This window comes from Ramlibacter sp. MAHUQ-53 (assembly GCF_052600055.1).
On the sequence record NZ_JBQWTS010000002.1, the window covers coordinates 58,302 to 81,019 of the forward strand.

Sequence of the window (22,718 nt, forward strand, 5' to 3'; positions counted from 1 at the left end):
GCGGCCAGCCCGGCCAGCCCGGCCACCCCGGCCACGCCGGATTCCGGCCGCGCCCGGGGCCTGCGGCGGCCCGGCCCCCGCGGCCCGGCCGGCGGTGCGAAAATCGCCCGCTCTGCTCCAGCCCGCCGCATGCTCCTTCCCCTCATCCTCAGCTGCGTCATCGCCTCCCTGGCGTGCGCCTTCCTGCTGAGGTTCGGCGCCGCCAGCGCCTCCCGCTACAGCCTCGCCATGCCCCAGCGCTTCCACGCCGGGGACGTGCCCCGCATGGGCGGCGCGGCGATGCTGCTGGCCTGCGTCGGCGGCTGGGCGCTGCTGGGGCTGCCGCCCGGCGTGGCGCTGGCCTGGTGGGCCGTGGCGGTGATCGCCGCCGGCACCGGCCTGGCCGAGGACCTCACCCTGCGCGTGCCGGTGCGCTGGCGCCTGCTGCTCACCCTGCTGGGCGGCGCGGTGGCCACCCTGTCGCTGGACCTGCACATCGGCCCGCTCGGCCTGCGGGCCCTGGAGTCCCTCTGGATCGCGGCGCCCTGGCTGGGCACGCTGCTGGCGGTGGTGGCGGTGGGCGGCCTGCCCCATGCCTTCAACCTCATCGACGGCTACAACGGCCTGGCCGGCAGCGTCGCCCTGATCTGCTGCGGCGCGATCGCCCTGGTGGCGCTGCAGCTGGGCGACGCCCAGCTCGCCGGCATCGTGCTGGTGGCCGCGGGCGCCACGGCCGGCTTCCTGGCCTGGAACTACCCCCGCGGCCTGATCTTCGCGGGCGACGGCGGCGCCTACCTCTGGGGGGCGGTGATCGCCGTCGCCTCGGTGCAGCTGGTGCAGCGCCATGACGCGGTCTCGCCCTGGTTCCCCGCGCTGCTGCTGATCTACCCCGTGTGGGAGACGGTGTTCTCCGCCTACCGCAAGCTGGCCCGCGGCCAGTCGCCGGGACTGGCCGATGCGCTCCACCTGCACCAGCTGGTGTTCCGCCGCATCGTGCGCGGCGTCGACCACGAGGACCCGGCCGTGCGCATGCGCCTGCGCAACAACCGGACCGCGCCGTACTTCTGGGCCCTGGCCCTGCTGGCGGCCGTGCCGTCCACGCTGTTCTGGCGCTCGACGCCCGTGCTCATGGCGTTCTGCGCGCTCTTCATCGTCTCCTACGTGGCGGCCTACCTGAGCATCGTGCGCTTCAAGGTGCCCGGCTGGCTGCGGCGCTGAGCGCCTGGCCGGGGTGCCGGGGCTGGCACAATTTCGCATCCTTTTTCCGTCCGCCCGACTGCCCTCCCATGCCCGACGCCACCCCCATCGCCCCCCGTGACAAGGCCGAGATCCTCGCCCAGGCCCTGCCGTACATCCGCAAGTTCCATGGCAAGACCATGGTCATCAAGTACGGCGGCAATGCCATGACCGACCCGGCCCTGCAGGCCGCCTTCGCCGAGGACGTGGTCCTGCTCAAGCTGGTGGGCATCAACCCGGTGGTGGTGCACGGCGGCGGCCCGCAGATCGAGACCGCGCTCAAGCGCCTGGGCAAGAAGGGCGAGTTCATCCAGGGCATGCGCGTCACCGACGCCGAGACCATGGAGGTCGTCGAGTGGGTGCTGGCCGGCGAGGTGCAGCAGGACATCGTGGGCCTGATCAACCAGGCGGGCGGCAAGGCCGTGGGCCTGACCGGCCGTGATGGCGGCCTGATCCGCGCGCGCAAGCTGCGCATGGTCGACCAGAACGACCCGACCCGGGTGCATGACGTCGGCCAGGTCGGCGACATCGTGCGCATCGAGCCGGCGGTGGTGAAGGCCCTGCAGGACGACCAGTTCATCCCCGTCGTGAGCCCGATCGGCTTCGGCGAGCACAACGAGAGCTACAACATCAACGCCGACGTGGTCGCCGCCTCCCTGGCTACCACGCTGCAGGCCGAGAAGCTCCTGATGCTGACCAACATCCCCGGCGTGCTCGACAAGCAGGGGCAGCTGCTGCCCGAGCTGGACATGCCCCGCATCGACGCCCTGGTGGCCGACGGCACCATCTCCGGCGGCATGCTGCCCAAGATCGCCGGCGCGCTGGACGCGGCCCGCAGCGGCGTGAACGCCGTCCACATCATCGACGGCCGCGTGCCGCACGCCCTGCTGCTGGAGATCCTCACGGACCAGGCGTTCGGCACGATGATTCGCGCCGCTTAATTCAAAATGACTCTTTTCTGACGCCGACTCGTCTGCTACTGTAGTGCGAAAGGAGGGGTGGTCATGAGACTCCTGCTGGTGGAAGACGATGTCATGGTGGCCAGCGGCATCAAGCTCGGCCTGACCGACGCGGGCTATGCGGTCGACTGGGTCGGCAGTGGCGAGCGGGCGGAGGAGGTGCTGCGCACCGACACCTTCGACTGCGCCATCATCGACATCGGCCTGCCCAACATGGACGGGCTGGAACTCACCCGCCGGCTGCGCAAGCCGGAGACGGCCAACGCCTCGATGCCGGTGATGATCCTCACCGCCCGGGATGCGCTGCACGACCGCGTGCAGGGCCTGGACCTCGGGGCCGACGACTACATGGTCAAGCCCTTCGAGCTGCCCGAACTGCTGGCCCGGCTGCGCGCGCTGCTGCGCCGCTCGCAGGCCGCCACCTCCTCGGTGCTGAGCTTCGGCCCGATCGAGCTGGACACCGCGACCCGCCGCGCCGGCGCCCGCAAGGACGCCGAGACCTTCGTGCCCATCGAGCTCGGCCCGCGCGAGTGGAAGGTGATGGAGTACCTGCTGCTCAACGCGCCCAAGCCCGCCAGCAAGGAGAAGATCCTGCAGGCCCTCACCGGCTGGGACAAGGAGATCACGCCCAACGCGGTCGAGGTCTACATCTCGCGCCTGCGCGGCAAGCTGGAGCCGCACGGGGTGGCGCTGCGCTCGATCCGCGGCTTCGGCTACCGGCTCGAGACCGTCGAGACGCCGACGCCGTGAGGGCCACGCCCGTCGCCGCGGCCGGTGGGGGCGGCGGGCACATGCTGCTGGGCCTGCGCCGGCGCCTGCTCATCATGATCATCGGGCCGCTGCTGGCCCTGGCGCTGCTCAACGCCTGGTTCGAGTACGAGTCGGCCGACAACGTCGCCGAGCTGCAGGACCAGCGGATGGCCGAGCTGCTGCCCCTGCTGGCGGACTCTGTCATTCCCAGCCCCAGCGGGGGCGAGCACGCCTCGGTGCTGCTGCTGGTGCCGGCGGTGGAGCAGTTCCTCGAGGCGCGCCGCAACACCTCGGCCTACGCGGTCATCGACGCCGACGGCCGTGTCATGCACGGCAGCGCCTGGCTGGCCGGGCTGCCGCTGGCGTCGTCGGGCACCGAATTCCATTCCGAACCCTACGCCGGGGTGAACTGGCGCATTGCCCGCGAGCGCCAGCAGACCGTGGTGGGCGAGGTGGTGGTGGCGCTGGCCGACGGCTCCAACCCGCAGCAGCAGTGGCTGCGCTCCATCCTGTTCAAGGTGCTGCTGCCGCACCTGTTCATGGTCGCCGCCGCGGCCTTCACCGTGCGCTGGGCGGTCGACTGGGCGCTGCGTCCCCTGCTGGCGCTGACCGACGTCGTCACCCGCCGCTCCCCGCACGACCTCAGCCCCATCGATGACCAGTTCTCGCCGGTCGAGGTGCGCCCCATGGTGGCCGCGCTCAACCGTCTGCTCGGCCTGGTCGATGCGCAGGCCGAGAGCCAGCGCCGCTTCATCGCCGACGCGGCCCACCAGCTGCGCACCCCGCTGGCCGGCCTGCAGGCGCAGGTGGAGGCCTGGGCCCAGGCCGCCCGCCGCATCGCGCCGCCGGGCGGGCCGGGCACCATGCTGCTGCCGGTCGAGCAGATCGAGAAGCTGCGCGGTGCGACCCGCCGCACCTCGCAGCTCGCCAACCAGCTGCTCGCGCTCTCCCGGGCCGACTCGCGCGTCATGGCCGCCCAGCCCATGCAGCCGGTGGAGCTCAAGGCGCTGTGCGAGTCCATCCTGGAGGCGCACCTGGACGCCGCCAGCGCCAAGTCCCTGGACCTCGGCCTGGAGGCCGCCCCCTGCAGCGTCCCGGGCCACGAATGGCTGCTGCGCGAGCTGCTGGCGAACCTGGTCGACAACGCGGTGAAGTACACCCCGCCGGGCGGCACCGTCACCATCCGCTGCGCGCCGGTGGGGCGGGGCGCCTCGCTCGAGGTGGCGGACGACGGCCCCGGCGTGCCCGCCCAGGAGATGCCGCACCTGATGCAGCGCTTCTACCGCGTGCCCGGCACGCCGGGCGAAGGCAACGGCCTGGGCCTGGCCATCGCGCAGGAGATCGCCCGCGTGCACCGCAGCCAGCTGCGCCTGCACCAGGGCGCCGGCGGGCGCGGCCTGAAGGTGAGCCTGCTGCTGCCGGGGTGAGGTCTTTCCCAGGTAAGCGGGCGCTCGCTCCTGTCATCTGGCTGTGCGAGAATGCCGCGAACCCATCCGCTGAGCCCGCCATGTCCGACGCCGAAACGCCCAGTCTGCCTGCCGCTTCCGACGACGCTCCCGCCGCGGCCGAGCCCGCGCGCAAGCGGCCCAAGCCGGGCGAGCGCCGCGTGCAGATCCTGCAGGCGCTGGCCACGATGCTGGAGCAGCCGGGCGCGGAGCGCATCACGACCGCCGCGCTCGCCGCCAGGCTGTCGGTCAGCGAGGCCGCCCTGTACCGGCACTTCGCCAGCAAGGCGCAGATGTTCGAGGGACTGATCGATTTCATCGAGCACAGCGTCTTCTCCCTCGTCAACCAGATCCAGGAGCGCCACGCCAGCGAGCCGGCGCGCGCCGCCGCGGCCATCGCCGCGATGCTGGTGCAGTTCGCCGAGCGCAACCCCGGCATGACGCGGGTGATGGTGGGCGACGCCCTGGTCTTCGAGAACGAGCGCCTGCAGCAGCGCATGAACCAGTTCTTCGACAAGATCGAGGCGGCCCTGCGCCAGTGCCTGCGCGGCGAGGGCGTGGGCGATGACCCGGCCACGCCGTCGGTGAATGCGCAGGTCAAGGCCTCGCTGCTCACCGCCTTCCTCGCGGGCCGCCTGCAGCGCTTTGCCCGCTCCGGCTTCCGCCGCCTGCCCTCCGAGCACCTGGACGCCTGCCTCGCGCGCATCGTCTGAGAGATCGGTGCCCTCGGCGCGGCAGCCGCCCGGCATCCGGGTGTAAATCCCTAGGAAAAGTTCGCCCCAGCCCATGGGGCGACTCTTTTTTTGCCAGAAAATAGAACGACCGTTCGTTTTATAGCCACCATGTCCGACCGATCCCTCCCCAAAGGCCAGCAGACCAAGGCCGCCATCCTCGACGCCGCCCTCTCGCTGGCCGGCAACGTGGGCCTGGAGGGCTTGTCCATCGGCGCGCTGGCCGAGGTCACGGGCATGAGCAAGTCGGGCGTGTTCGCCCACTTCGGCTCGCGCGAAGAGCTGCAGATCTCGGTGATCCGCGAGTACCACCGCCGTTTCGAGGACGAGGTGTTCCGCCCCGCGCTCCAGGCCCCGCGCGGCCTGCCGCGCCTGCGGGCGCTGTTTGCGCGCTGGATGCAGCGCAGCTCGCAGGAGATCGACTCGGGCTGCATCTACATCAGCGGCGCGGTGGAGTTCGACGACCGGCCCGGCCCGGTGCGCCAGGCGCTGGTCGACACCGTCAACACCTGGCTGGCCGCCCTGGGCCGCTGCATCGCCCAGGCCAAGGCCGAGGGGCACCTGCGCGAGGACACCGACGACGCGCAGGTGCTGTTCGAACTGCACGGCCTGATCCTGGCGCTGCACTACGAGGCGCGCTTCCTGCGCGCGCCCGGCTCGGTCGCCCGCGCCGAGTCCGGCTTCGAGAACCTGTTGCGCCCGCGGCTCGCGCCGGGCGAGGCGCCGCCCCCGGCGCGCCCATGACCCGCCCCTGATCCCCACCCCGATCCCCACCCACTCCGGAGACTGTCCATGCCCACCTACACCCCGCCCTTGCGTGACATGCAGTTCGTGATGCACGAGGTCCTGAAGGTCGCCGACGAATTCAAGGCCATGCCCCGGCATGCCGAGACCGACGCCGACACCATCAACGCGATCCTGGAGGAGGGCGGCCGCTTCGCCAGCGAGGTGGTGCAGCCGCTCAATGCGGTGGGCGACGCCGAGGGCTGCCGCCTGGACCGCGAGACCCACGAAGTCACCACGCCCACCGGCTTCAAGGAGGCGTACGCGAAATACGTCGAAGGCGGCTGGCCCTCGCTCGCGGCCGACCCTGCCTACGGCGGGCAGGGCCTGCCGGTGGTCGTCAACGAGTGCTTCTACGAGATGCTCAATAGCGCCAGCCAGGCCTGGACCATGTACCCCGGCCTCACGCACGGCGCCTACGAGTGCCTGCACGCGCACGGCACCGAGGCGCAGCAGCGCCTCTTCCTGCCGAAGCTCACCTCGGGCGAGTGGACCGGCACCATGTGCCTGACCGAGCCGCACTGCGGCACCGACCTGGGCCTGCTGCGAACCAAGGCCGAGCCCCAGGCCGACGGCACGTACCGCCTCACCGGGCAGAAGATCTTCATCTCTGCGGGCGAGCACGACTTCGTCCCGAACATCGTGCACCTCGTGCTGGCGCGCCTTCCCGACGCGCCCCCGGGCAGCAAGGGCATCAGCCTGTTCGTGGTGCCCAAGTTCCTGGTCAATGCCGATGGCTCGCTGGGCGCGCGCAACGGCATCCACTGCGGCGCCCTCGAGCACAAGATGGGGATCCATGGCAACGCCACCTGCCAGATGGTGCTCGATGGCGCCGTCGGCACCCTGGTGGGCCAGCCGCACAAGGGCCTGCAGGCGATGTTCGTGATGATGAACGCGGCCCGCCTGGGCGTGGGCATGCAGTCGCTGGGCCTGACCGAGGTGGCCTACCAGAACGCGCTGGCCTATGCGAAGGACCGCCAGCAGATGCGGAGCCTGTCCGGCCCCAAGGCCAAGGGCCAGCCGGCCGACCCGATCATCGTGCACCCCGACGTGCGCAAGATGCTGCTCACCGCCAAGGCCTACGCCGAGGGCGGCCGCGCGCTGAGCCTGTTCTGCGCGCTGCTGCTCGATCGCGAGAGCGCGCACCCCGACGAGAAGGTGCGGCAGGACAGCGCCGAACTGGTGGCGCTGCTCACGCCCATCGTGAAGGCCTTCCTCACCGACAACGGCCACATCGCCACCCATGCCTGCCTGCAGGTGTTCGGCGGCCACGGCTACATCCGCGAGTGGGGCATGGAGCAGTTCGCCCGCGATGCCCGCATCAACATGATCTACGAGGGCACCAACACCATCCAGTCGCTCGACCTGCTGGGGCGCAAGGTGCTCGCGAACAACGGCGCCACGCTGAAGAAGTTCGGCCGCCTGGTCGCGCAGCTGGTGGAGGAGGAGGGCGTCAACGAGAAGATGGCCGAGTTCATCAACCCGCTCGCGTACCTGGGCGACCAGATGACCAAGTTCACCACCGAGATCGGCTTGCGCGCCTTCCAGGACCCCGATGAAGTGGGCGCCGCGGCGGTGGACTACCTGCGCGTCGCCGGCCACCTGGTCTTCGGCTACTTCTGGGCCCGCATGGCGCAGGTGGCGCTGCGCCAAGTCCAGGCCGGCAACCCCGACCCGTTCTACCGGGCCAAGCTGCAGACGGCGCGCTTTTACTTCGCGCGCCTGTTCCCCGAAACCGCGACGCTGGTGCGCACCGCCCGCAGCGGCGCGCGCGTGCTGCTCGATACCCAGGAGGCCCTCGCATGAAGCGATTCCAGGTGAAGAAGGTCGCCGTGCTCGGCGCCGGCGTGATGGGCGCGCAGATCGCCGCCCACCTCGTGAACGTGCAGGTCCCGGTGGTGCTGTTCGACCTGCCGGCGAAGGAAGGGCCGAAGAACGGCATCGTCACGCAGGCCGTCGAGGGCCTGAAGAAGCTCAAGCCCTCGCCCCTGGGCCTGGCCGACGACGCGGCCCTGATCCAGGCCGCCAACTACGAGGAGCACCTGGAGCTGCTGAAGGACTGCGACCTGGTGATCGAGGCCATCGCCGAGCGCATGGACTGGAAGCTGGACCTGTACCGAAAGATCGCGCCCTTCGTCGCGCCGCAGGCCATCGTGGCCTCCAACACCTCGGGACTGTCGATCACCAAGCTCGCCGAGGCGCTGCCGGCGTCGATCCGCCCGCGCTTTTGCGGCATCCACTTCTTCAACCCGCCGCGGTACATGTTCCTGGTGGAGCTGATTCCCACGCCGGCCACCGACCCCGCCATCCTCGACGACCTGGAGACCTTCGTCACCACCGGCCTGGGCAAGGGCGTGGTGCGCGCCAAGGACTCGCCCAACTTCATCGCCAACCGCGTCGGCGTCGCCGGCATGCTCTCGGTGATGAGGGAGGCGCAGGCCTTCGGCCTGGGCTTCGACGTGGTGGACGACCTCACCGGCCGCAAGCTGGGCCGCGCCGCCAGCGGCACCTTCCGCACCGCCGACGTGGTGGGCCTGGACACCCTGGCCCACGTGATCCGCACGCTGCAGGACAACTTCACCGAGGCCACCGACCCGTTCTACGCGAGCTATGCCACGCCCGAGGTCCTGTCCACCCTGGTCGGCCTGGGCCACCTGGGGCAGAAGGCCAAGGCCGGCTTCTTCCGCAAGGCGGGCAGCGACATCCTGCGCTTCGACGCGTCCCGCAAGGACTACGTGCCCGCCGGCGAGAAGGCCGACGAGGTCTATGCCCGCATGCTGAAGAGACCCGCCGCCGAGCGCCTGAAGCTGCTGCGCGAGTCCGAGGGGCCGCAGGGGCAGTTCCTCTGGGCCATCCTGCGCAACGGCTTCCACTACGCCGCGGTCCACCTGGCCGCCATCGCCGACACCGCGCGCGATGTCGACCTCGCCATGCGCTGGGGCTTCGGCATGCAGCAGGGGCCGTTCGAGCTGTGGCAGGAGGCGGGCTGGCTGCAGGTGGCGCGCTGGGTGCAGGAGGACATCGACGCCGGCAAGGCGCTGTCGCGGGCGCCGCTGCCCGCCTGGGTCTTCGAAGGCCCGGTGGCCGAGGCCGGTGGCGTGCACACGCCGCAGGGCTCGTGGAACCCCACCACCGGCCGCTTCGAGCCCCGCCGCCTGCTGCCGGTGCATGCGCGCCAGCATTTCCCCGAGAGCGTCCTGGGCAGCCAGGCGCCGCGCTTCGAGGCCGCGGGCCGCACGCTCCATGAGGACGCCGGCCTGCGCCTGTGGACGCTCGATGGCGAGGTGCTGGTCGCCAGCCTCAAGACCAAGATGCACGTGATGGGTCCCGAGGTGCTCGCCGGCCTGGACCGCGCGGTCGACCTCGCGCAGGCGCAGTTCCAGGGCCTGGTGGTCTGGTCCGGCGACGAGCCGTTTTCCGCGGGTGCCGACCTGCAGGCCCTGATGCCGGCCTTCATGGCGCGCGGCGTCGCGGCCATCGACGAAGCCGAGCGGTTCATGCAGCAGACCTTCCTCAAGGTGCGCTATGCGCAGGTGCCGGTGGTGGCCGCCATCCGCGGCATGGCCCTGGGCGGCGGCTGCGAACTCGCGGTGCACTGCGCGCGCCGCGTCGCGGCCATGGAAAGCTACGTGGGCCTGGTCGAGGTCGGCGTGGGCCTGGTGCCCGGCGCCGGCGGCCTGACCTACATCGCCCGCCGCGCCGCGGAGAACGCGCGCCTGTCGACGGGCAAGGACCTGCTGCCTTTCCTCACCGAGGGCTTCACTGCCGCGGCCATGGCCAAGGTGGGCACCAGCGCGCTGGAGTCGCGCCAGCTGGGGTACCTGCTGGAGTCCGACGTGATCGTCCCGAACAAGGACGAACTGCTGCATGTGGCGCTGCAGCAGGTGCGCGCCTTGGCCGACGCCGGCTGGCGCCCGCCGCAGCGCCGGCCCTTCCCGGTGGCAGGGCGCGGCGCCAAGGCCACCATCCAGGGCCAGCTGGTGAACATGCGCGACGGCGGCTTCATCAGCGCCCACGACTTCCGCATCGCCAGCCTGATCGCCCATGTGGTCACCGGCGGCGACGTCGACGCCGGCACCCTGGTCACCGAGGAGTACCTGATGGCCCTGGAGCGCCAGGCCTTCTGCCAGCTCGTGACCCACCCCAAGACCCAGGAGCGCATCCTGGCCATGCTGTCCACCGGCAAGCCGCTGCGGAATTGAGGAACGGAGGGACCCGAGATGACCAAGCAACTGCAAGACGCCTACATCGTCGCCGCTACCCGCACGCCGATCGGCCGCTCGCACCGCGGCTACTTCCGCAACACCCGGCCCGACGACCTGCTGGCCACCGTGATCCGCGCCGCGCTGGCGCAGGCCCCGGGGCTGGACCCCGCAGCCATCGAGGACGTGGTGTGCGGCTGCGCCATCCCCGAGGCGCAGCAGGGCCTGAACGTGGCGCGCATCGGCGCGGTGCTCGCCGGCCTGCCCAAGACCGTGGGCGGCATCACCGTCAACCGTTTCTGCGCCTCGGGCCTGTCGGCGATCCAGATCGCCGCGGACCGCATCCGCGTGGGCGAGGCCGACGTGATGCTCGCGGCCGGCACCGAGAGCATGTCCATGGTGCCGATGATGGGCAACTCGCCCTCGCTCTCGCCCGCCATCTTCGCCAACCCCGACGACCTCGAAAGCTACGGCATCGCCTACGGCATGGGCCTGACCGCCGAGAAGGTGGCGCAGCAATGGAAGGTGGGCCGCGAGGCGCAGGACCGCTTCGCCTTCGACTCGCACATGAAGGCCGTCGCCGCCATGAAGGCCGGCGAGTTCGCCGACGAGATCACGCCGGTGGAGGTGCAGGAGCGCGCGGTGGACCTGGCCGCCGGCAGCGTCGCCGTCACCGCCCGCACGGTGAGCCTCGACGAGGGCGCGCGGCCCGACACCACCCTCGAGGGGCTGGCCAGGCTCAAGACCGTGTTCGCTGCGCGCGGGACCGTCACTGCAGGCAACAGCTCGCAGACCTCCGACGGCGCAGGCGCGCTGCTCCTGGCCAGCGAGGCCGCGATCAAGCGCTTCGGCCTGGTGCCGCTGGCGCGCTTCGTGAGCTACGCCAGCCGCGGCGTGCCGCCGCACATCATGGGCATCGGCCCGGTCGAGGCGATCCCGGTGGCGCTGCGCGCCGCCGGCCTGAGGCAGGACGACCTCGGCTGGATCGAGCTGAACGAGGCCTTCGCGGCACAATCGCTGGCGGTCATGAACACGCTGGGCCTGGACCCGGCACGGGTCAACCCGCTGGGCGGCGCGATCGCCCTGGGCCACCCACTGGGCGCCACCGGCGCGATCCGTGCGGCCACGGTGGTCCACGGCCTGCGCCGGCGCAACCTGAAATACGGCATGGTCACGATGTGCGTGGGGATGGGGCAGGGCGCTGCCGGCATCTTCGAGCGCGTGTGACCCTGCCACAGACAACGAAACGACACGACATGAGCGACATCCTCGTCCACGCCGAATCCGGCGTCTTCACCATCACCTTCAACCGCCCGCAGCGCAAGAACTCCATCACCGCCGCGATGTACGCTGCCCTGGCCGACGCGCTGGAGGCCGCGCGCGCTGACGAGGCCGTGCGGGTGGTGGTGTTCCAGGGCAACGAGACGGTCTTCTCCGCGGGCAACGACATCGCCGACTTCCTGGAGACGCCGCCGTCCTCGCACGACGCCCCGGTGTTCCGCTTCCTGCGCGCGCTGGCCGGCTTCCCCAAGCCCGTGGTCGCCGCGGTGTGCGGGCCGGCCGTGGGCATCGGCACCACGATGCTGCTGCACTGCGACCTGGTCTACGCCGGCGACAACGCGATGTTCTCGCTGCCCTTCGTGAACCTGGGCCTGTGCCCCGAGGCCGCCTCCAGCCTGCTGCTGCCCCGCCTGCTCGGGCACCAGCGCGCCGCCGAGGCCCTGATGCTCGGCGAGCCCTTCATGGCCGAGGCGGCCCTGGAGGTGGGCCTGGTCAATCGCGTCGTGCCGCCCTCCGAGGCGGCGGCCCTGGCCCAGGCCCAGGCGCGCAAGCTGGCCGCCAAGCCGCGCACCTCGCTGCAGGAGACCAAGCGCCTCATGAAGCAGGGCCAGGCCGCCCTCGTCGCGCAGCAGATGCAGGAGGAAGGTGCTATCTTTGGCCGCATGCTCACCGAGCCCGCGGCCAAGGAGGCCTTCGGCGCCTTCCTGGACAAGCGCAAGCCCGATTTCTCCCGGGTCTGAAGCGCCCGCCACCGGGCGCGCCGGCGGGCAGGAAAGGCCGGCCATGCCCCACACCCGCTGCTGCCTGTGGTTCGACACCGAGGCCGAGGAGGCCGTGACGCACTATGTCTCGGCCTTCCCCAATTCCCGAGTCACCGCCGTCACCCGCCACGGCGCGGGCGGGCCGCTGCCGCAGGGCGCGGTGCAGACGGTGGATTTCGAGCTGGACGGCCAGCCCTTCGTGGCCCTGAACGGCGGCCCGCCTGCCGGCTTCACGTCAGCCCTGTCCCTCGTGATCGACTGCGATTCGCAGGACGAGGTGGACCACTACTGGGCGCAGCTGTCGGCCGACCCGGCCGCCGAGCGGGGCGGCTGGCTCCGGGACCGCTGGGGCGTGTCCTGGCAGGTCGTGCCCACCGAACTGCGCGAGATGCTGCAGCACCCTGACGCGGCGCGCCGCCAGCGCGTGCTGGCGGCGGTGCAGGCCATGGGAAAGCCCGACATCTCCCGGCTGCAGGAGGCCTTCGACATTCCCTGACCCGGCCCGCCGGCACCGGGACCCGCCAGGAATGGCAAGGGGCGCCGAGCGCCCCTTGCGTGAACCTGCGTCAGTGGGTGACCACCGGCGGCGCCTCGTCGGGCTCGTCGACGTGGTTCATCTCGGCGAGCTTGGCGGCGGCCTCCCGCTTGCCGAGCTTGCGCGCGGCGGCAATGGCCTGCAGCTGGCTGGCCCGGGGACGGGCCTTGCCGTCCTCCCATTTGTAGACGGACTGCGCGGTCACCCCCAGCAGGGCACCCATGGCCGCGGCGGACAGGCCCAGGCGCTGGCGCAGCTTGGCGAAGCCCTTGGCGGAAAACCGCAGCGGGTGGGCCTCGGCCTCGCTCGGGTCGATCTCCACCAGCGCCTTGGGCCGCGGCGCGCGGGGCGCACGCGGGGGCAGGGCCTTGGCCGGTTCATCGCGCAGTCGCTCCAGCAGGCGCTCGAGCATCTCGACGCGGCGCTGGAGGGCGGCGATCTCTCGGTGGTAGCTGGCGGTGGCTTTCTTGAATTGCTGCGCCTCGTCGCGCAGGGCCTTGTGGGCCACCAGGGTGATCTCGCTCTTGAGAGCGTTCGCCAGATTGGTCATGTCAGGGCCTTTCCTTTGTCTGGTATGTAGCCGCTTCGGTCTAGGAGGCAGGTCAACAACAGATTTGTGGAACGTTAAGTCTGACCCAATGATAGACGAGATCACATGATCATGGGGATGGCGTGGGCGAAAAATCGCCCCTTCGATGACAGTTACGAAGTAGTCAAGGCCGGCGCTGCGACGGCCGTGCAGGCCGCTTTCCGGTCAGGCGCCGGGGCTGCCGCCGTCCGGGCGGCGGCGCAGGCCGGAGAGGAGGTTCCAGGCCACCAGGAACATGGCGGCGATCACCGGCCCGATCACGAAGCCGTTGATGCCGAAGACGGCGATGCCGCCCAGGGTGGCCACCAGCACCAGGTAATCCGGCATCCGGGTGTCCTTGCCCACGAGGATCGGCCGCAGGAAGTTGTCGACCAGGCCGATCACGAGCACGCCCCACAGGGTCAGCCCGAGGGCGGACAGGACCTGCCCGTTGAAAACGAACCAGGCCGCGACCGGCCCCCAGACCATCGCCGCGCCCACCGCCGGCAGCAGCGACAGCAGGGCCATCAGCGTCCCCCACAGGAGCGCACCGGGCAGGCCCAGGAAGGCGAAGGCCACGCCGCCGAGCAGGCCCTGGACCAGGGCGATCAGGAGGTTGCCCTTGACCGTGGCCCGCACCACGGTGACGAACTGCGCCATCAGCTGCCGGACATGGTCGTCCTCCAGCGGCGCGGTGCGCACGATCCGCGCGGCCAGCTGGCGGCCGTCCCGCAGCAGGAAGTACAGCACGTACAGCATGACGAACAGGGCCACGACGAAGTCCAGCGTGCCCTGGCCCAGGCCCACCAGGTGGGTGGTGATGAACTGGCCGCTGCCGGCCAGCAGGGTGGACAGCTGCCGCTGCAGCGCCGCGAGGTTGAACAGCCCGAACCGGTCCATGATGGAACGCACCCAGGCGGGCAGGGCATCGAACAGGGCCTGGATCTGGCCCGCGAAGTCGATCTGGCCTGAGCGCACCCGCTGCACCACGTCCGCCGTCTCCTGGACCACCGCGGTGGCCACCATGATCAGGGGCAGGATCACGATCAGCACCACCAGCGTGAGGGTGAGGAACGCCGCCAGGTTGGGGCTGCGCCCGCCCACCTGCTGCTCCACGCGCCGGTGCAGCGGGTCGAAGACGATGGCGATGAACACCGCCCAGAGCACCGCGCCGAACAGGGGCCAGACGATCAGGACGAAGCCCGCCGACAGCGCCATGGCCAGCCAGGCCAGGTTGCGGTGTTCCAGGGACGGCGGGCTGTGGGGGTCGGGGCGGGACATGGCCGGCAGTATCGGGCAACCGGGGCGTCAGGCGGCCGGGGCGGCCGGCAGGGGCCGCGGCTGGCCGCGCTCGTCGATGGCCACGTAGGTCAGCCGCGCCTCGGTCACCTTGACGAAGCGGCCCTGGGCGCCGAAGGCCTCGGCATAGACCTCGACCTTGATCGTGACCGAGGTGCGGCCGGTGCGCACCACCTCGGTGAAGAAGGAGAGGATGTCGCCCACCCGCACCGGGTGCTTGAACAGGAACTCGTTCACCGCCACCGTGGCCATGCGGCCCTGGGTGATGCGCGCGGCGGCCACCGCGCCGGCGATGTCCACCTGCGCCATGACCCAGCCGCCGAAGATGTCGCCGTTGGCGTTGGTGTCGCTGGGCATGGGCGTGACCTTGAGGGCCAGCTCCTGGCCCGTGGGCAGGGGCGCGTAGGGGCGGGCGGTCGGGGGCTCGCCGGGGCGGCCGGCAGGGTCCAGGGGCGGCGCGGACATGGGCACAATCTCCATTCAATTCACCTGAGCAGATTCTCCGCCATGCGCCGCTACGGCGATTCCACCCAAGCCCTTCCCGTCCCCGGCCAGCCGCGCACCCGCAGCGACTGGACGACGCTGCGCCGGCTGGCGCCCTACCTCTGGCAGTACCGCTGGCGCGTGCTGGCGGCCCTGGCCTTCATGGTCGGCGCCAAGCTGGCCAACGTGTCCGTGCCGCTGGTGCTCAAGGACCTGGTGGACACCATGACGCCGAAGCTCGGCCCCGCCGCCGTGATGCTGGCGGTGCCCGCGGGGCTGCTGGTGGGGTACGGGATGCTGCGGCTGTCGACCTCGCTGTTCACCGAGCTGCGCGAGCTGGTTTTCGCCAAGGCCACCCACGGCGCGGCGCGCAGCATCGCGCTGCAGACCTTCGAGCACCTGCACGCGCTGAGCCTGCGCTTCCACCTCGAGCGCCAGACCGGCGGCATGACCCGCGATATCGAGCGCGGCGTGCGCGGCATCGAGTCGCTGATCTCCTACTCCCTCTACAGCGTGGTGCCCACGCTGATCGAGACCGCGCTGGTGCTCACCATCCTGGCGGTGAAGTTCGACCTGTGGTTCGCCGGCATCACGGTGCTGGCGCTCGCGGTCTACATCGTCTTCACCGTGACCATCACCGAGTGGCGCACCAAGTTCCGGCGCGAGGCCAACGAGTTCGACTCCGCGGCCCACACCCGCGCGGTCGACTCCCTCCTGAACTACGAGACGGTCAAGTACTTCAACAACGAGGGCTTCGAGGCCCGCCGCTATGACGAGAGCCTGGAGCGCCTGCGCCGGTCGCGGCTGAAGTCGCAGACCACGCTGTCCATCCTCAACACCGGCCAGCAGCTGATCATCGCGGTGGCCCTGGTGGCGATGCTGTGGCGGGCCACGCAGGGCGTGGTCGAGGGGCGCCTGACGCTGGGCGACCTGGTGATGATCAACGCCTTCATGATCCAGCTGTACATCCCGCTCAACTTCCTGGGCGTGCTGTATCGCGAGATCAAGCAGAGCCTCACGGACCTGGACCGCATGTTCGCGCTGATGGAGCGTGAGCGCGAGGTGGCCGACCGCCCCGGTGCGCCGGCGCTGGCGGGCCTGCACCAGCCCACGGTGCGCTTCGAGCATGTGCGCTTCGGCTACGAGCCGGCACGCGAGATCCTGCACGACGTGAGCTTCGAGATCCCGGCCGGCCGCACGGTGGCGGTGGTCGGGCCCTCCGGCTCGGGCAAGAGCACCCTGGCGCGCCTGCTCTATCGCTTCTACGACGTGCAGGGCGGCTGCATCCGCATCGCCGGCCAGGACATCCGCGAGGTGACCCAGGCCAGCGTGCGCGCCGCCATCGGCATCGTGCCGCAGGACACGGTGCTGTTCAACGACACGGTCGAATACAACATCGCGTACGGCCGCCCCGGCGCCTCGCATGCCGAGGTGGAGGCGGCGGCGAAGGCGGCCCACATCCACGCCTTCATCGCCGCCACGCCCAAGGGGTACCAGACCATGGTGGGCGAGCGCGGGCTCAAGCTCTCGGGCGGCGAGAAGCAGCGCGTGGCTATCGCCCGCACCTTGCTGAAGGACCCGCCGATCCTGATCTTCGACGAGGCCACCTCGGCGCTGGACTCGGCCAACGAGCGCGCCATCCAGGCCGAACTGAAGTCGGCTGCCCGAGGCAAGACGGCGCTGGTGATCGCGCACCGGCTGTCCACGGTGGTCGACGCGCACGAAATCCTGGTGATGGACGCCGGCCGGATCATCGAGCGCGGCACCCACGCGCAGCTGCTGGCGCTGGGCCAGCGCTATGCCGCCATGTGGGCGCTGCAGCAAAGCCAGCGTGAGCAGGGCCAGGAGGCCGAGGCTTAACATCCGGCCATGGAAACCAAGTGGCTCGAGGACTTCGTCAGCCTGGCCGAGACGCGCAGCTTCAGCCGCTCCGCGCAGCTGCGGCACGTGACCCAGCCCGCGTTCTCCCGGCGGATCCAGGCGCTGGAGGCCTGGGCCGGCTGCGACCTGGTGGACCGCAGTTCCTACCCCACGCGGCTGACCCCCGCCGGCCAGACCCTGTACGCGCAGGCGCTGGAGATGCTGCAGACGCTGCAAAGCACCCGCGCCATGCTGCGCGGGCAGTCGGCCGCGGGCAAGGACGTGATCGAGTTCGCCGTGCCCCACACCCTGGCCTTCACCTTCTTCCCGGCCTGGGTCTCCAGCCTGCGTGAGCGCTTCGGCCCCATCAGGAGCCGGCTGATCGCGCTGAACGTGCACGACGCGGTGATGCGCCTGGTCGAGGGCGGCTGCGACCTGCTGATCGCCTACCACCACGAGGCCCAGCCCCTGCCGCTGGACGCCGACCGCTACGAGATGGTCAGCCTCGGCCAGGAGATCCTGGCCCCCTTCTGCAAGCCGGACGATCAGGGCCTGCCGATGTTCCCGCTGCCCGGGCGCGCCGGCCACCCGCTGCCCTACCTGGGCTATGCGCCCGGCGCCTACCTCGGCGGGGTCGCCGACCTGATCCTGAAGAATGCGCCCACCCCCGTCCACCTGGACCGGGTCTACGAGACCGACATGGCCGAGGGCCTGAAGGTGATGGCCCTGGAGGGCCATGGCGTGGCCTTCCTGCCTGCCAGCGCGGTGCGCCGCGAGCTGCGCGAGCGGCGGCTGGTGCATGCCGCGCCGCCGGGCGAGCCGGCGGCGCTGGAGATGGCGATGGACATCCGCGCCTACCGCGAGCGCCCCGCGGCCGGCCGCGAACCGGCCAAGCGCAGCGCGCAGGGCCTGTGGGACTTCCTGGCCGAAGGCGGGGGCGCGGCGGCCCGATAACCTTCCGGCATGGGGGGCAGCCGAAGCGGCATTGGCCAGCCGGTCCGGGCGGGCCTACAGTTGCCTCACCGGCCAGCACGGAGGTGGCCCGCCATGACCCAGAACCCGCCCGCAGGCTTTCGCATCGAGCACGACTTCCTGGGCGACAAGCCCATCCCCTCCAGTGCCTACTGGGGCGTGCACACCGCCCGCGCAGTGGAGAACTTCCCGATCTCCGGCACCACCGTTTCGGCCATGCCGGACCTCATACGCGCCTTCGGCCACGTGAAGAAGGCGGCGGCGCGCGCCAACCTGCAGCTGCGGGTGCTGGACGAGGCGCGGTGCTGGGCCATCCTGCACGCCTGCGACCGCCTCATCGCCGGCGAATTCCACGACCAGTTCGTGGTCGACGTGATCCAGGGCGGCGCCGGCACCTCCACCAACATGAACGCCAACGAGGTCATCGCCAACCTCGCGCTGGAGAAGATGGGGTTCGAGAAGGGGCGCTACGACGTGCTGCACCCCAACGACCACGTCAACGCCTCCCAGAGCACCAACGACGTCTACCCCACCGCGGTGCGGCTGGCGCTGTGGGCCGGCATCGACCGGCTCCTGGTGTCGATGGCCGACCTGCGCCAGGCCTTCGAGGCCAAGGCGGAGGAATTCAAGGACATCCTCAAGATCGGCCGCACCCAGCTGCAGGACGCGGTGCCGATGACGCTGGGCCAGGAGTTCTCCACCTATGCGGTCATGCTCGAGGAGGACGAGGACCGCCTGCGCGAGGCGCGCGCCCTGATCCAGGAGATCAACCTGGGCGCCACCGCCATCGGCACCGGCATCAACGCGCCCCACGGCTATGCCGACCTGGCCTGCAGCCTGCTCGCCGAGGTCAGCGGCATCCCGGTGGTGAAGTCGAAGAACCTGGTCGAGGCCACGCAGGACACCGGGGCGTTCGTGCAGCTGTCCGGTGTGCTCAAGCGGGTGGCCACCAAGCTGTCCAAGACCTGCAACGACCTGCGCCTGCTGTCCAGCGGGCCGCAGGCCGGCTTCGGGGACATCCGCCTGCCGCCCCGGCAGGCCGGCTCGTCGATCATGCCGGGCAAGGTCAACCCGGTGATCCCGGAGGTCATGAACCAGGTGGCCTTCGAGGTGATCGGCAATGACATGACCGTCACCATGGCCTCCGAGGCCGGCCAGCTGCAGCTCAATGCCTTCGAGCCGATCATGGGCTGGAGCCTGTTCAAGAGCATCGAGCACCTGGCCAATGCCTGCCGCACGCTGCGCGAGCACTGCGTGGTGGGCATCGAGCCGAACCTGCCGCTGCTGGAGCGGCGGGTGCGTGACTCGGTGACGCTGGTGACGGCCCTGAACCCCATCATCGGCTACGAAAAGGCGGCCCTGATCGCCAAGACCGCCATCGCCACCGGCCGGCCGATCGACGAGATCGCCGAGGCGCTGGGCATCCTCACCCGTGCCCAGGTCGAGGCCCTGCTGGTGCCCGAGAAGCTCACCCAGCCCTTGCGGGACGAGGGGTGATCGGGCCAGGGTGAACCAGGGGGATCGAGGCACGACTCCTGCTATAAGCTTGCGGTTCTTTCCCGATTCCGCCGGTTGCCGCGGATATCGAACGTTCCTACTAGGAGAAGATGATGAAGAAGCAGATCCTCGCCCTCGCAGTGGCCACCCTCGCCACCGGCGCGGCCTTCGCCCAGGCCAACGACACCCTGGCCAAGGTCAAGGCCTCGGGCGTCATCACCATGGGCGTGCGCGATTCCTCCGGCGCGCTGTCGTTCACCCTCGGTGACGGCAAGTACGCGGGCTACCACGTGGAGATCTGCCAGCGCATCATCGGCAACGTGGAAAAGGCCGTGGGCCGCAAGCTGGACGTGAAGTACCAGCCGGTCACCTCGCAGAACCGCATCCCCCTGGTGCAGAACGGCACCGTCGACATCGAGTGCGGCTCCACCACCAACAACGCCACCCGCCAGAAGGACGTGGCCTTCGCCCTGACCACCTACGTCGAGGAAGTGCGCATCGCGGTCAAGGCCGCCTCCGGCATCACCTCGATCGCGCAGCTCAAGGACAAGAACGTCGCCACCACCACCGGCACCACCTCCGTGCAGCTGCTTCGCAAGCACGAGCGCGCCAACAACGTCGACTTCAAGGAGGTCTTCGGCAAGGACCATGCCGACAGCTTCCTGCTGCTGGAGTCCGGCCGCGCCGATGCCTTCGTGATGGACGGCCAGATCCTGGCCGGCAACATCGCCACCGCCAAGAACCCGGGCGAGTTCCGCATCGTCGGCGAGGTCCTGAGCGTCGAGCCCATCGCGATCATGCTTCGCAAGGACGACCCGGCCTTCAAGAAGGTGGCCGACGACACCATCCGCGACCTGGCCCGCACCGGCGAGATCGCGAAGATCTACGACAAGTGGTTCATGCAGCCGATCCCCCCGAAGAACACCCGCGTGGGCCTGCCGGCCAGCGAGGCCACCAAGTCGGCCTGGGCTGCCCCCAACGACAAGCCCGTCGAGGACTACGCCAAGAAGTGATCCTGGCCTGACCCGCGAGCCGAGGCCCCGCCCGCCACTTGCGCCGGCGGGGCTTTTTGTTTCCACTCCATACACGACGGACGCCCCGACGGAGGCCAGAGCACATGACATGGGATTGGCAGGTATTCCTCAATGACGACGGCAGCGGCCGCACCTACCTCGAGTGGATGTTCGAGGCCTGGCGCTGGACCCTCGCGGTCGCCGGCTGCGCCTGGGTGGTGGCCGTGGTCACCGGCGCGGTGATCGGCACGCTGCGCACGCTGCCGAACAGCCCCTGGCTGGTGCGCCTGGCCAATGCCTGGGTCGAGTTGTTCCGCAACATCCCGATCCTGGTGCAGCTGTTCATCTGGTACTTCGTGCTGCCCAAGGCCTTCCCGGCGTTCCAGCAGGTGCCGGGCTTCCTGCTGGTGGTCTTCGCCCTGGGCTTCTTCACCTCGGCGCGCATCGCCGAGCAGGTGAGGGCGGGCATCCAGGCCCTGCCGCGCGGCCAGCGCTATGCCGGCATGGCCATGGGCTTCACCACCTGGCAGACCTACCGCTACGTGCTGCTGCCGATGGCGTTCCGCATCATCCTGCCGCCGCTGACCAGCGAGTCCATGAACCTGCTGAAGAACTCCTCGGTGGCCTTCGCGGTGTCCATCGCCGAGCTCACCATGTTCGCCATGCAGGCGCAGGAGGAGACCTCGCGCGGCATCGAGATCTACCTGGCGGTGACCGGCCTGTACGCGCTGTCGGCCTTCGCTGTGAACCGGGTCTTCGCCTTCGTCGAGAAGCGGCTGGCCATCCCCGGCTTCATCGTCGCCGGCGGCACCGGGGGAGGGCACTGACATGAGTCCCCACGCTCGCCACTTCGTGTGTTTCGCTGCCCCCCGGGGGGGCGCAGGCCTGCCTTGGGGCGGCCCTACGGAGGCCTGACATGGGCAACCTCGACCTGAGCTTCGTGAGCTGGGAGGTCATCTCCAAGTTCGTCGTCAACGGCTTCATCTTCAGCGTGCAGCTGACGGTGATCGCCACGCTGGGTGGCATCTTCTTCGGCACGCTGCTGGCGCTGATGCGGCTGTCCGGCCGCAAGGCGCTGGAGATCCCGGCCACCATCTACGTCAACGGCATGCGCTCCATCCCGCTGGTGATGGTGATCCTGTGGTTCTTCCTGCTGGTGCCCCTGATCATCGGCCGCCCGGTGGGCGCCGAGGCCTCGGCCATCATCACCTTCATCGCCTTCGAGGCGGCCTACTTCAGCGAGATCATGCGCGCGGGCATCCAGTCGATCCCGCGCGGCCAGGTGTTCGCCGGGCAGGCCCTGGGCATGACGTACGCGCAGAACATGCGTCTGGTGGTGCTCCCCCAGGCCTTCCGCAACATGCTGCCGGTGCTGCTCACGCAGACCATCATCCTGTTCCAGGACACCTCGCTGGTCTACGCCATCGGCGCCTACGACCTGCTCAAGGGCTTCGTCACCGCCGCCAAGATCTACGGGCGGCCCGAGGAGGCCTACCTGCTGGCGGCACTGGTCTACTTCGCCGTCTGCTTTGGCCTGTCGACCCTGGTGCGCCGCCTGCAAAAGCGCATCGCCATCATCCGCTGAGACCGGAGCTTCGCAAACATGATCGAGATCAAGAACGTTTCCAAGTGGTACGGCCCGGTGCAGGTGCTCAATGAGTGTTCGGTGAGCATCGCCAAGGGCGACGTGGTGGTGGTGTGCGGGCCCTCGGGCTCGGGCAAGTCCACCCTGATCAAGACCGTCAATGCGCTGGAGCCGATCCAGAAGGGCACCATCACGGTGGACGGCGTGCAGGTCAACGACCCCAAGACCGACCTGCCGAAGCTGCGCAGCCGCGTGGGCATGGTGTTCCAGCACTTCGAGCTGTTCCCGCACCTGTCGGTGACCGAGAACCTCACCCTGGCCCAGGTCAAGGTGCTGGGGCGCAGCCAGGACGAGGCCAAGGCACGCGGGCTGAAGATGCTCGATCGCGTGGGCCTGATGGCGCACAAGGACAAGTTCCCCGGGCAGCTCTCGGGCGGCCAGCAGCAGCGCGTGGCGATCGCACGCGCGCTGTCGATGGACCCGGTGGTGATGCTGTTCGACGAGCCCACCTCCGCGCTCGACCCGGAGATGGTGGGCGAGGTGCTGGACGTGATGGTGGGCCTGGCCAAGGAAGGCATGACCATGATGGTGGTCACGCACGAGATGGGGTTCGCGCGCAAGGTGGCCAACCGCGTGATCTTCATCGACGTGGGCGGCCGCATCCTCGAGGACTGCACGAAGGACGAGTTCTTCGGCAACCCCGAGGCGCGCCAGCCGCGCACCAAGGAATTCCTGGCGAAGATCCTGGCGCACTGAGGCCGCCGCCGGCCGCGGTCAGC

Annotated in this window: 21 protein-coding genes; 18 read left to right on the plus strand and 3 right to left on the minus strand. The window is 70.2% G+C overall.

Annotation, left to right across the window (positions count from 1 at the left end; genetic code table 11):
- Positions 1 to 129: 129 nt before the first annotated feature.
- The 11 genes from ACT80S_RS03650 to ACT80S_RS03700 all read left to right on the plus strand — a co-directional run bounded on the left by ACT80S_RS03650 (position 130) and on the right by ACT80S_RS03700 (position 12,623).
- Complete coding sequence (locus ACT80S_RS03650) at positions 130 to 1,197, plus strand: glycosyltransferase family 4 protein (protein ID WP_377412746.1); 1,068 nt, start codon at positions 130 to 132, stop codon at positions 1,195 to 1,197.
- Positions 1,198 to 1,265: 68 nt separating this feature from the next.
- Positions 1,266 to 2,156, plus strand: coding sequence for an acetylglutamate kinase (gene argB, locus ACT80S_RS03655; protein ID WP_377412748.1), 891 nt, complete (start codon positions 1,266 to 1,268; stop codon positions 2,154 to 2,156).
- A gap of 63 nt (positions 2,157 to 2,219) precedes the next feature.
- Positions 2,220 to 2,924 (plus strand): response regulator, encoded by a 705-nt coding sequence (locus ACT80S_RS03660; protein WP_377412750.1) that lies wholly within the window; start codon positions 2,220 to 2,222, stop codon positions 2,922 to 2,924.
- A gap of 41 nt (positions 2,925 to 2,965) precedes the next feature.
- Positions 2,966 to 4,351 (plus strand): sensor histidine kinase, encoded by a 1,386-nt coding sequence (locus tag ACT80S_RS03665; RefSeq protein ID WP_377413870.1) that lies wholly within the window; start codon positions 2,966 to 2,968, stop codon positions 4,349 to 4,351.
- Between the two features lie 80 nt (positions 4,352 to 4,431).
- Positions 4,432 to 5,082, plus strand: coding sequence for a nucleoid occlusion factor SlmA (gene slmA / locus ACT80S_RS03670; protein ID WP_377412752.1), 651 nt, complete (start codon positions 4,432 to 4,434; stop codon positions 5,080 to 5,082).
- Positions 5,083 to 5,211: 129 nt separating this feature from the next.
- Positions 5,212 to 5,844, plus strand: a complete 633-nt coding sequence (locus ACT80S_RS03675; RefSeq protein ID WP_377412756.1) for a TetR/AcrR family transcriptional regulator — start codon at positions 5,212 to 5,214, stop codon at positions 5,842 to 5,844.
- A 48-nt stretch (positions 5,845 to 5,892) separates the two neighbouring features.
- Positions 5,893 to 7,689 carry an acyl-CoA dehydrogenase C-terminal domain-containing protein gene (locus tag ACT80S_RS03680; protein ID WP_377412758.1) on the plus strand — a complete coding sequence of 599 codons (1,797 nt, stop codon included), beginning with the start codon at positions 5,893 to 5,895 and terminating at the stop codon, positions 7,687 to 7,689.
- Positions 7,686 to 10,085, plus strand: a complete 2,400-nt coding sequence (locus tag ACT80S_RS03685; RefSeq protein WP_377412760.1) for a 3-hydroxyacyl-CoA dehydrogenase/enoyl-CoA hydratase family protein — start codon at positions 7,686 to 7,688, stop codon at positions 10,083 to 10,085. The genes ACT80S_RS03680 and ACT80S_RS03685 overlap by 4 nt, the downstream gene beginning before the upstream one ends.
- A gap of 18 nt (positions 10,086 to 10,103) precedes the next feature.
- Entirely contained in the window at positions 10,104 to 11,312 is a 1,209-nt protein-coding gene (locus tag ACT80S_RS03690; RefSeq protein WP_377412761.1) for an acetyl-CoA C-acyltransferase, read from the plus strand.
- 29 nt (positions 11,313 to 11,341) lie between these two features.
- Positions 11,342 to 12,106: an enoyl-CoA hydratase gene (locus ACT80S_RS03695; protein WP_377412763.1), complete on the plus strand. Its 765-nt coding sequence runs from the start codon at positions 11,342 to 11,344 to the stop codon at positions 12,104 to 12,106.
- Positions 12,107 to 12,149: 43 nt separating this feature from the next.
- Complete coding sequence (locus tag ACT80S_RS03700) at positions 12,150 to 12,623, plus strand: VOC family protein (protein ID WP_377412765.1); 474 nt, start codon at positions 12,150 to 12,152, stop codon at positions 12,621 to 12,623.
- A gap of 70 nt (positions 12,624 to 12,693) precedes the next feature.
- On the opposite strand, the gene ACT80S_RS03705 is transcribed toward ACT80S_RS03700, so the two are convergent.
- From ACT80S_RS03705 to ACT80S_RS03715, 3 genes are all read right to left on the minus strand, one after another.
- Positions 12,694 to 13,212, minus strand: coding sequence for a helix-turn-helix domain-containing protein (locus ACT80S_RS03705; protein ID WP_377412767.1), 519 nt, complete (start codon positions 13,210 to 13,212; stop codon positions 12,694 to 12,696).
- Positions 13,213 to 13,416: 204 nt separating this feature from the next.
- A complete protein-coding gene (locus tag ACT80S_RS03710) occupies positions 13,417 to 14,511 on the minus strand; it encodes an AI-2E family transporter (RefSeq protein WP_377412769.1) in 1,095 nt (364 codons plus the stop codon).
- Between the two features lie 27 nt (positions 14,512 to 14,538).
- Positions 14,539 to 14,994, minus strand: a complete 456-nt coding sequence (locus tag ACT80S_RS03715) for an acyl-CoA thioesterase (RefSeq protein WP_377412771.1) — start codon at positions 14,992 to 14,994, stop codon at positions 14,539 to 14,541.
- A 42-nt stretch (positions 14,995 to 15,036) separates the two neighbouring features.
- Here ACT80S_RS03715 and ACT80S_RS03720 point away from each other — a divergent pair, with 42 nt between their 5' ends.
- The 7 genes from ACT80S_RS03720 (at position 15,037) to ACT80S_RS03750 (ending at position 22,695) form a co-directional block, all read left to right on the plus strand.
- The gene (locus ACT80S_RS03720) at positions 15,037 to 16,872 is read left to right on the plus strand and encodes an ABCB family ABC transporter ATP-binding protein/permease (RefSeq protein WP_377412774.1); all 1,836 of its coding nucleotides are present in this window, start codon (positions 15,037 to 15,039) and stop codon (positions 16,870 to 16,872) included.
- Positions 16,873 to 16,881: 9 nt separating this feature from the next.
- Complete coding sequence (locus tag ACT80S_RS03725; RefSeq protein ID WP_377412776.1) at positions 16,882 to 17,826, plus strand: LysR substrate-binding domain-containing protein; 945 nt, start codon at positions 16,882 to 16,884, stop codon at positions 17,824 to 17,826.
- A gap of 93 nt (positions 17,827 to 17,919) precedes the next feature.
- Positions 17,920 to 19,341 carry an aspartate ammonia-lyase gene (locus ACT80S_RS03730; RefSeq protein ID WP_377412778.1) on the plus strand — a complete coding sequence of 474 codons (1,422 nt, stop codon included), beginning with the start codon at positions 17,920 to 17,922 and terminating at the stop codon, positions 19,339 to 19,341.
- Positions 19,342 to 19,454: 113 nt separating this feature from the next.
- Positions 19,455 to 20,354, plus strand: coding sequence for a transporter substrate-binding domain-containing protein (locus tag ACT80S_RS03735; protein WP_377412780.1), 900 nt, complete (start codon positions 19,455 to 19,457; stop codon positions 20,352 to 20,354).
- Positions 20,355 to 20,458: 104 nt separating this feature from the next.
- Entirely contained in the window at positions 20,459 to 21,181 is a 723-nt protein-coding gene (locus ACT80S_RS03740) for an amino acid ABC transporter permease (RefSeq protein WP_377412782.1), read from the plus strand.
- A gap of 89 nt (positions 21,182 to 21,270) precedes the next feature.
- A complete protein-coding gene (locus ACT80S_RS03745) occupies positions 21,271 to 21,939 on the plus strand; it encodes an amino acid ABC transporter permease (protein ID WP_377412783.1) in 669 nt (222 codons plus the stop codon).
- A gap of 18 nt (positions 21,940 to 21,957) precedes the next feature.
- A complete protein-coding gene (locus ACT80S_RS03750) occupies positions 21,958 to 22,695 on the plus strand; it encodes an amino acid ABC transporter ATP-binding protein (RefSeq protein WP_377412785.1) in 738 nt (245 codons plus the stop codon).
- The last annotated feature ends 23 nt before the right edge of the window (positions 22,696 to 22,718 follow it).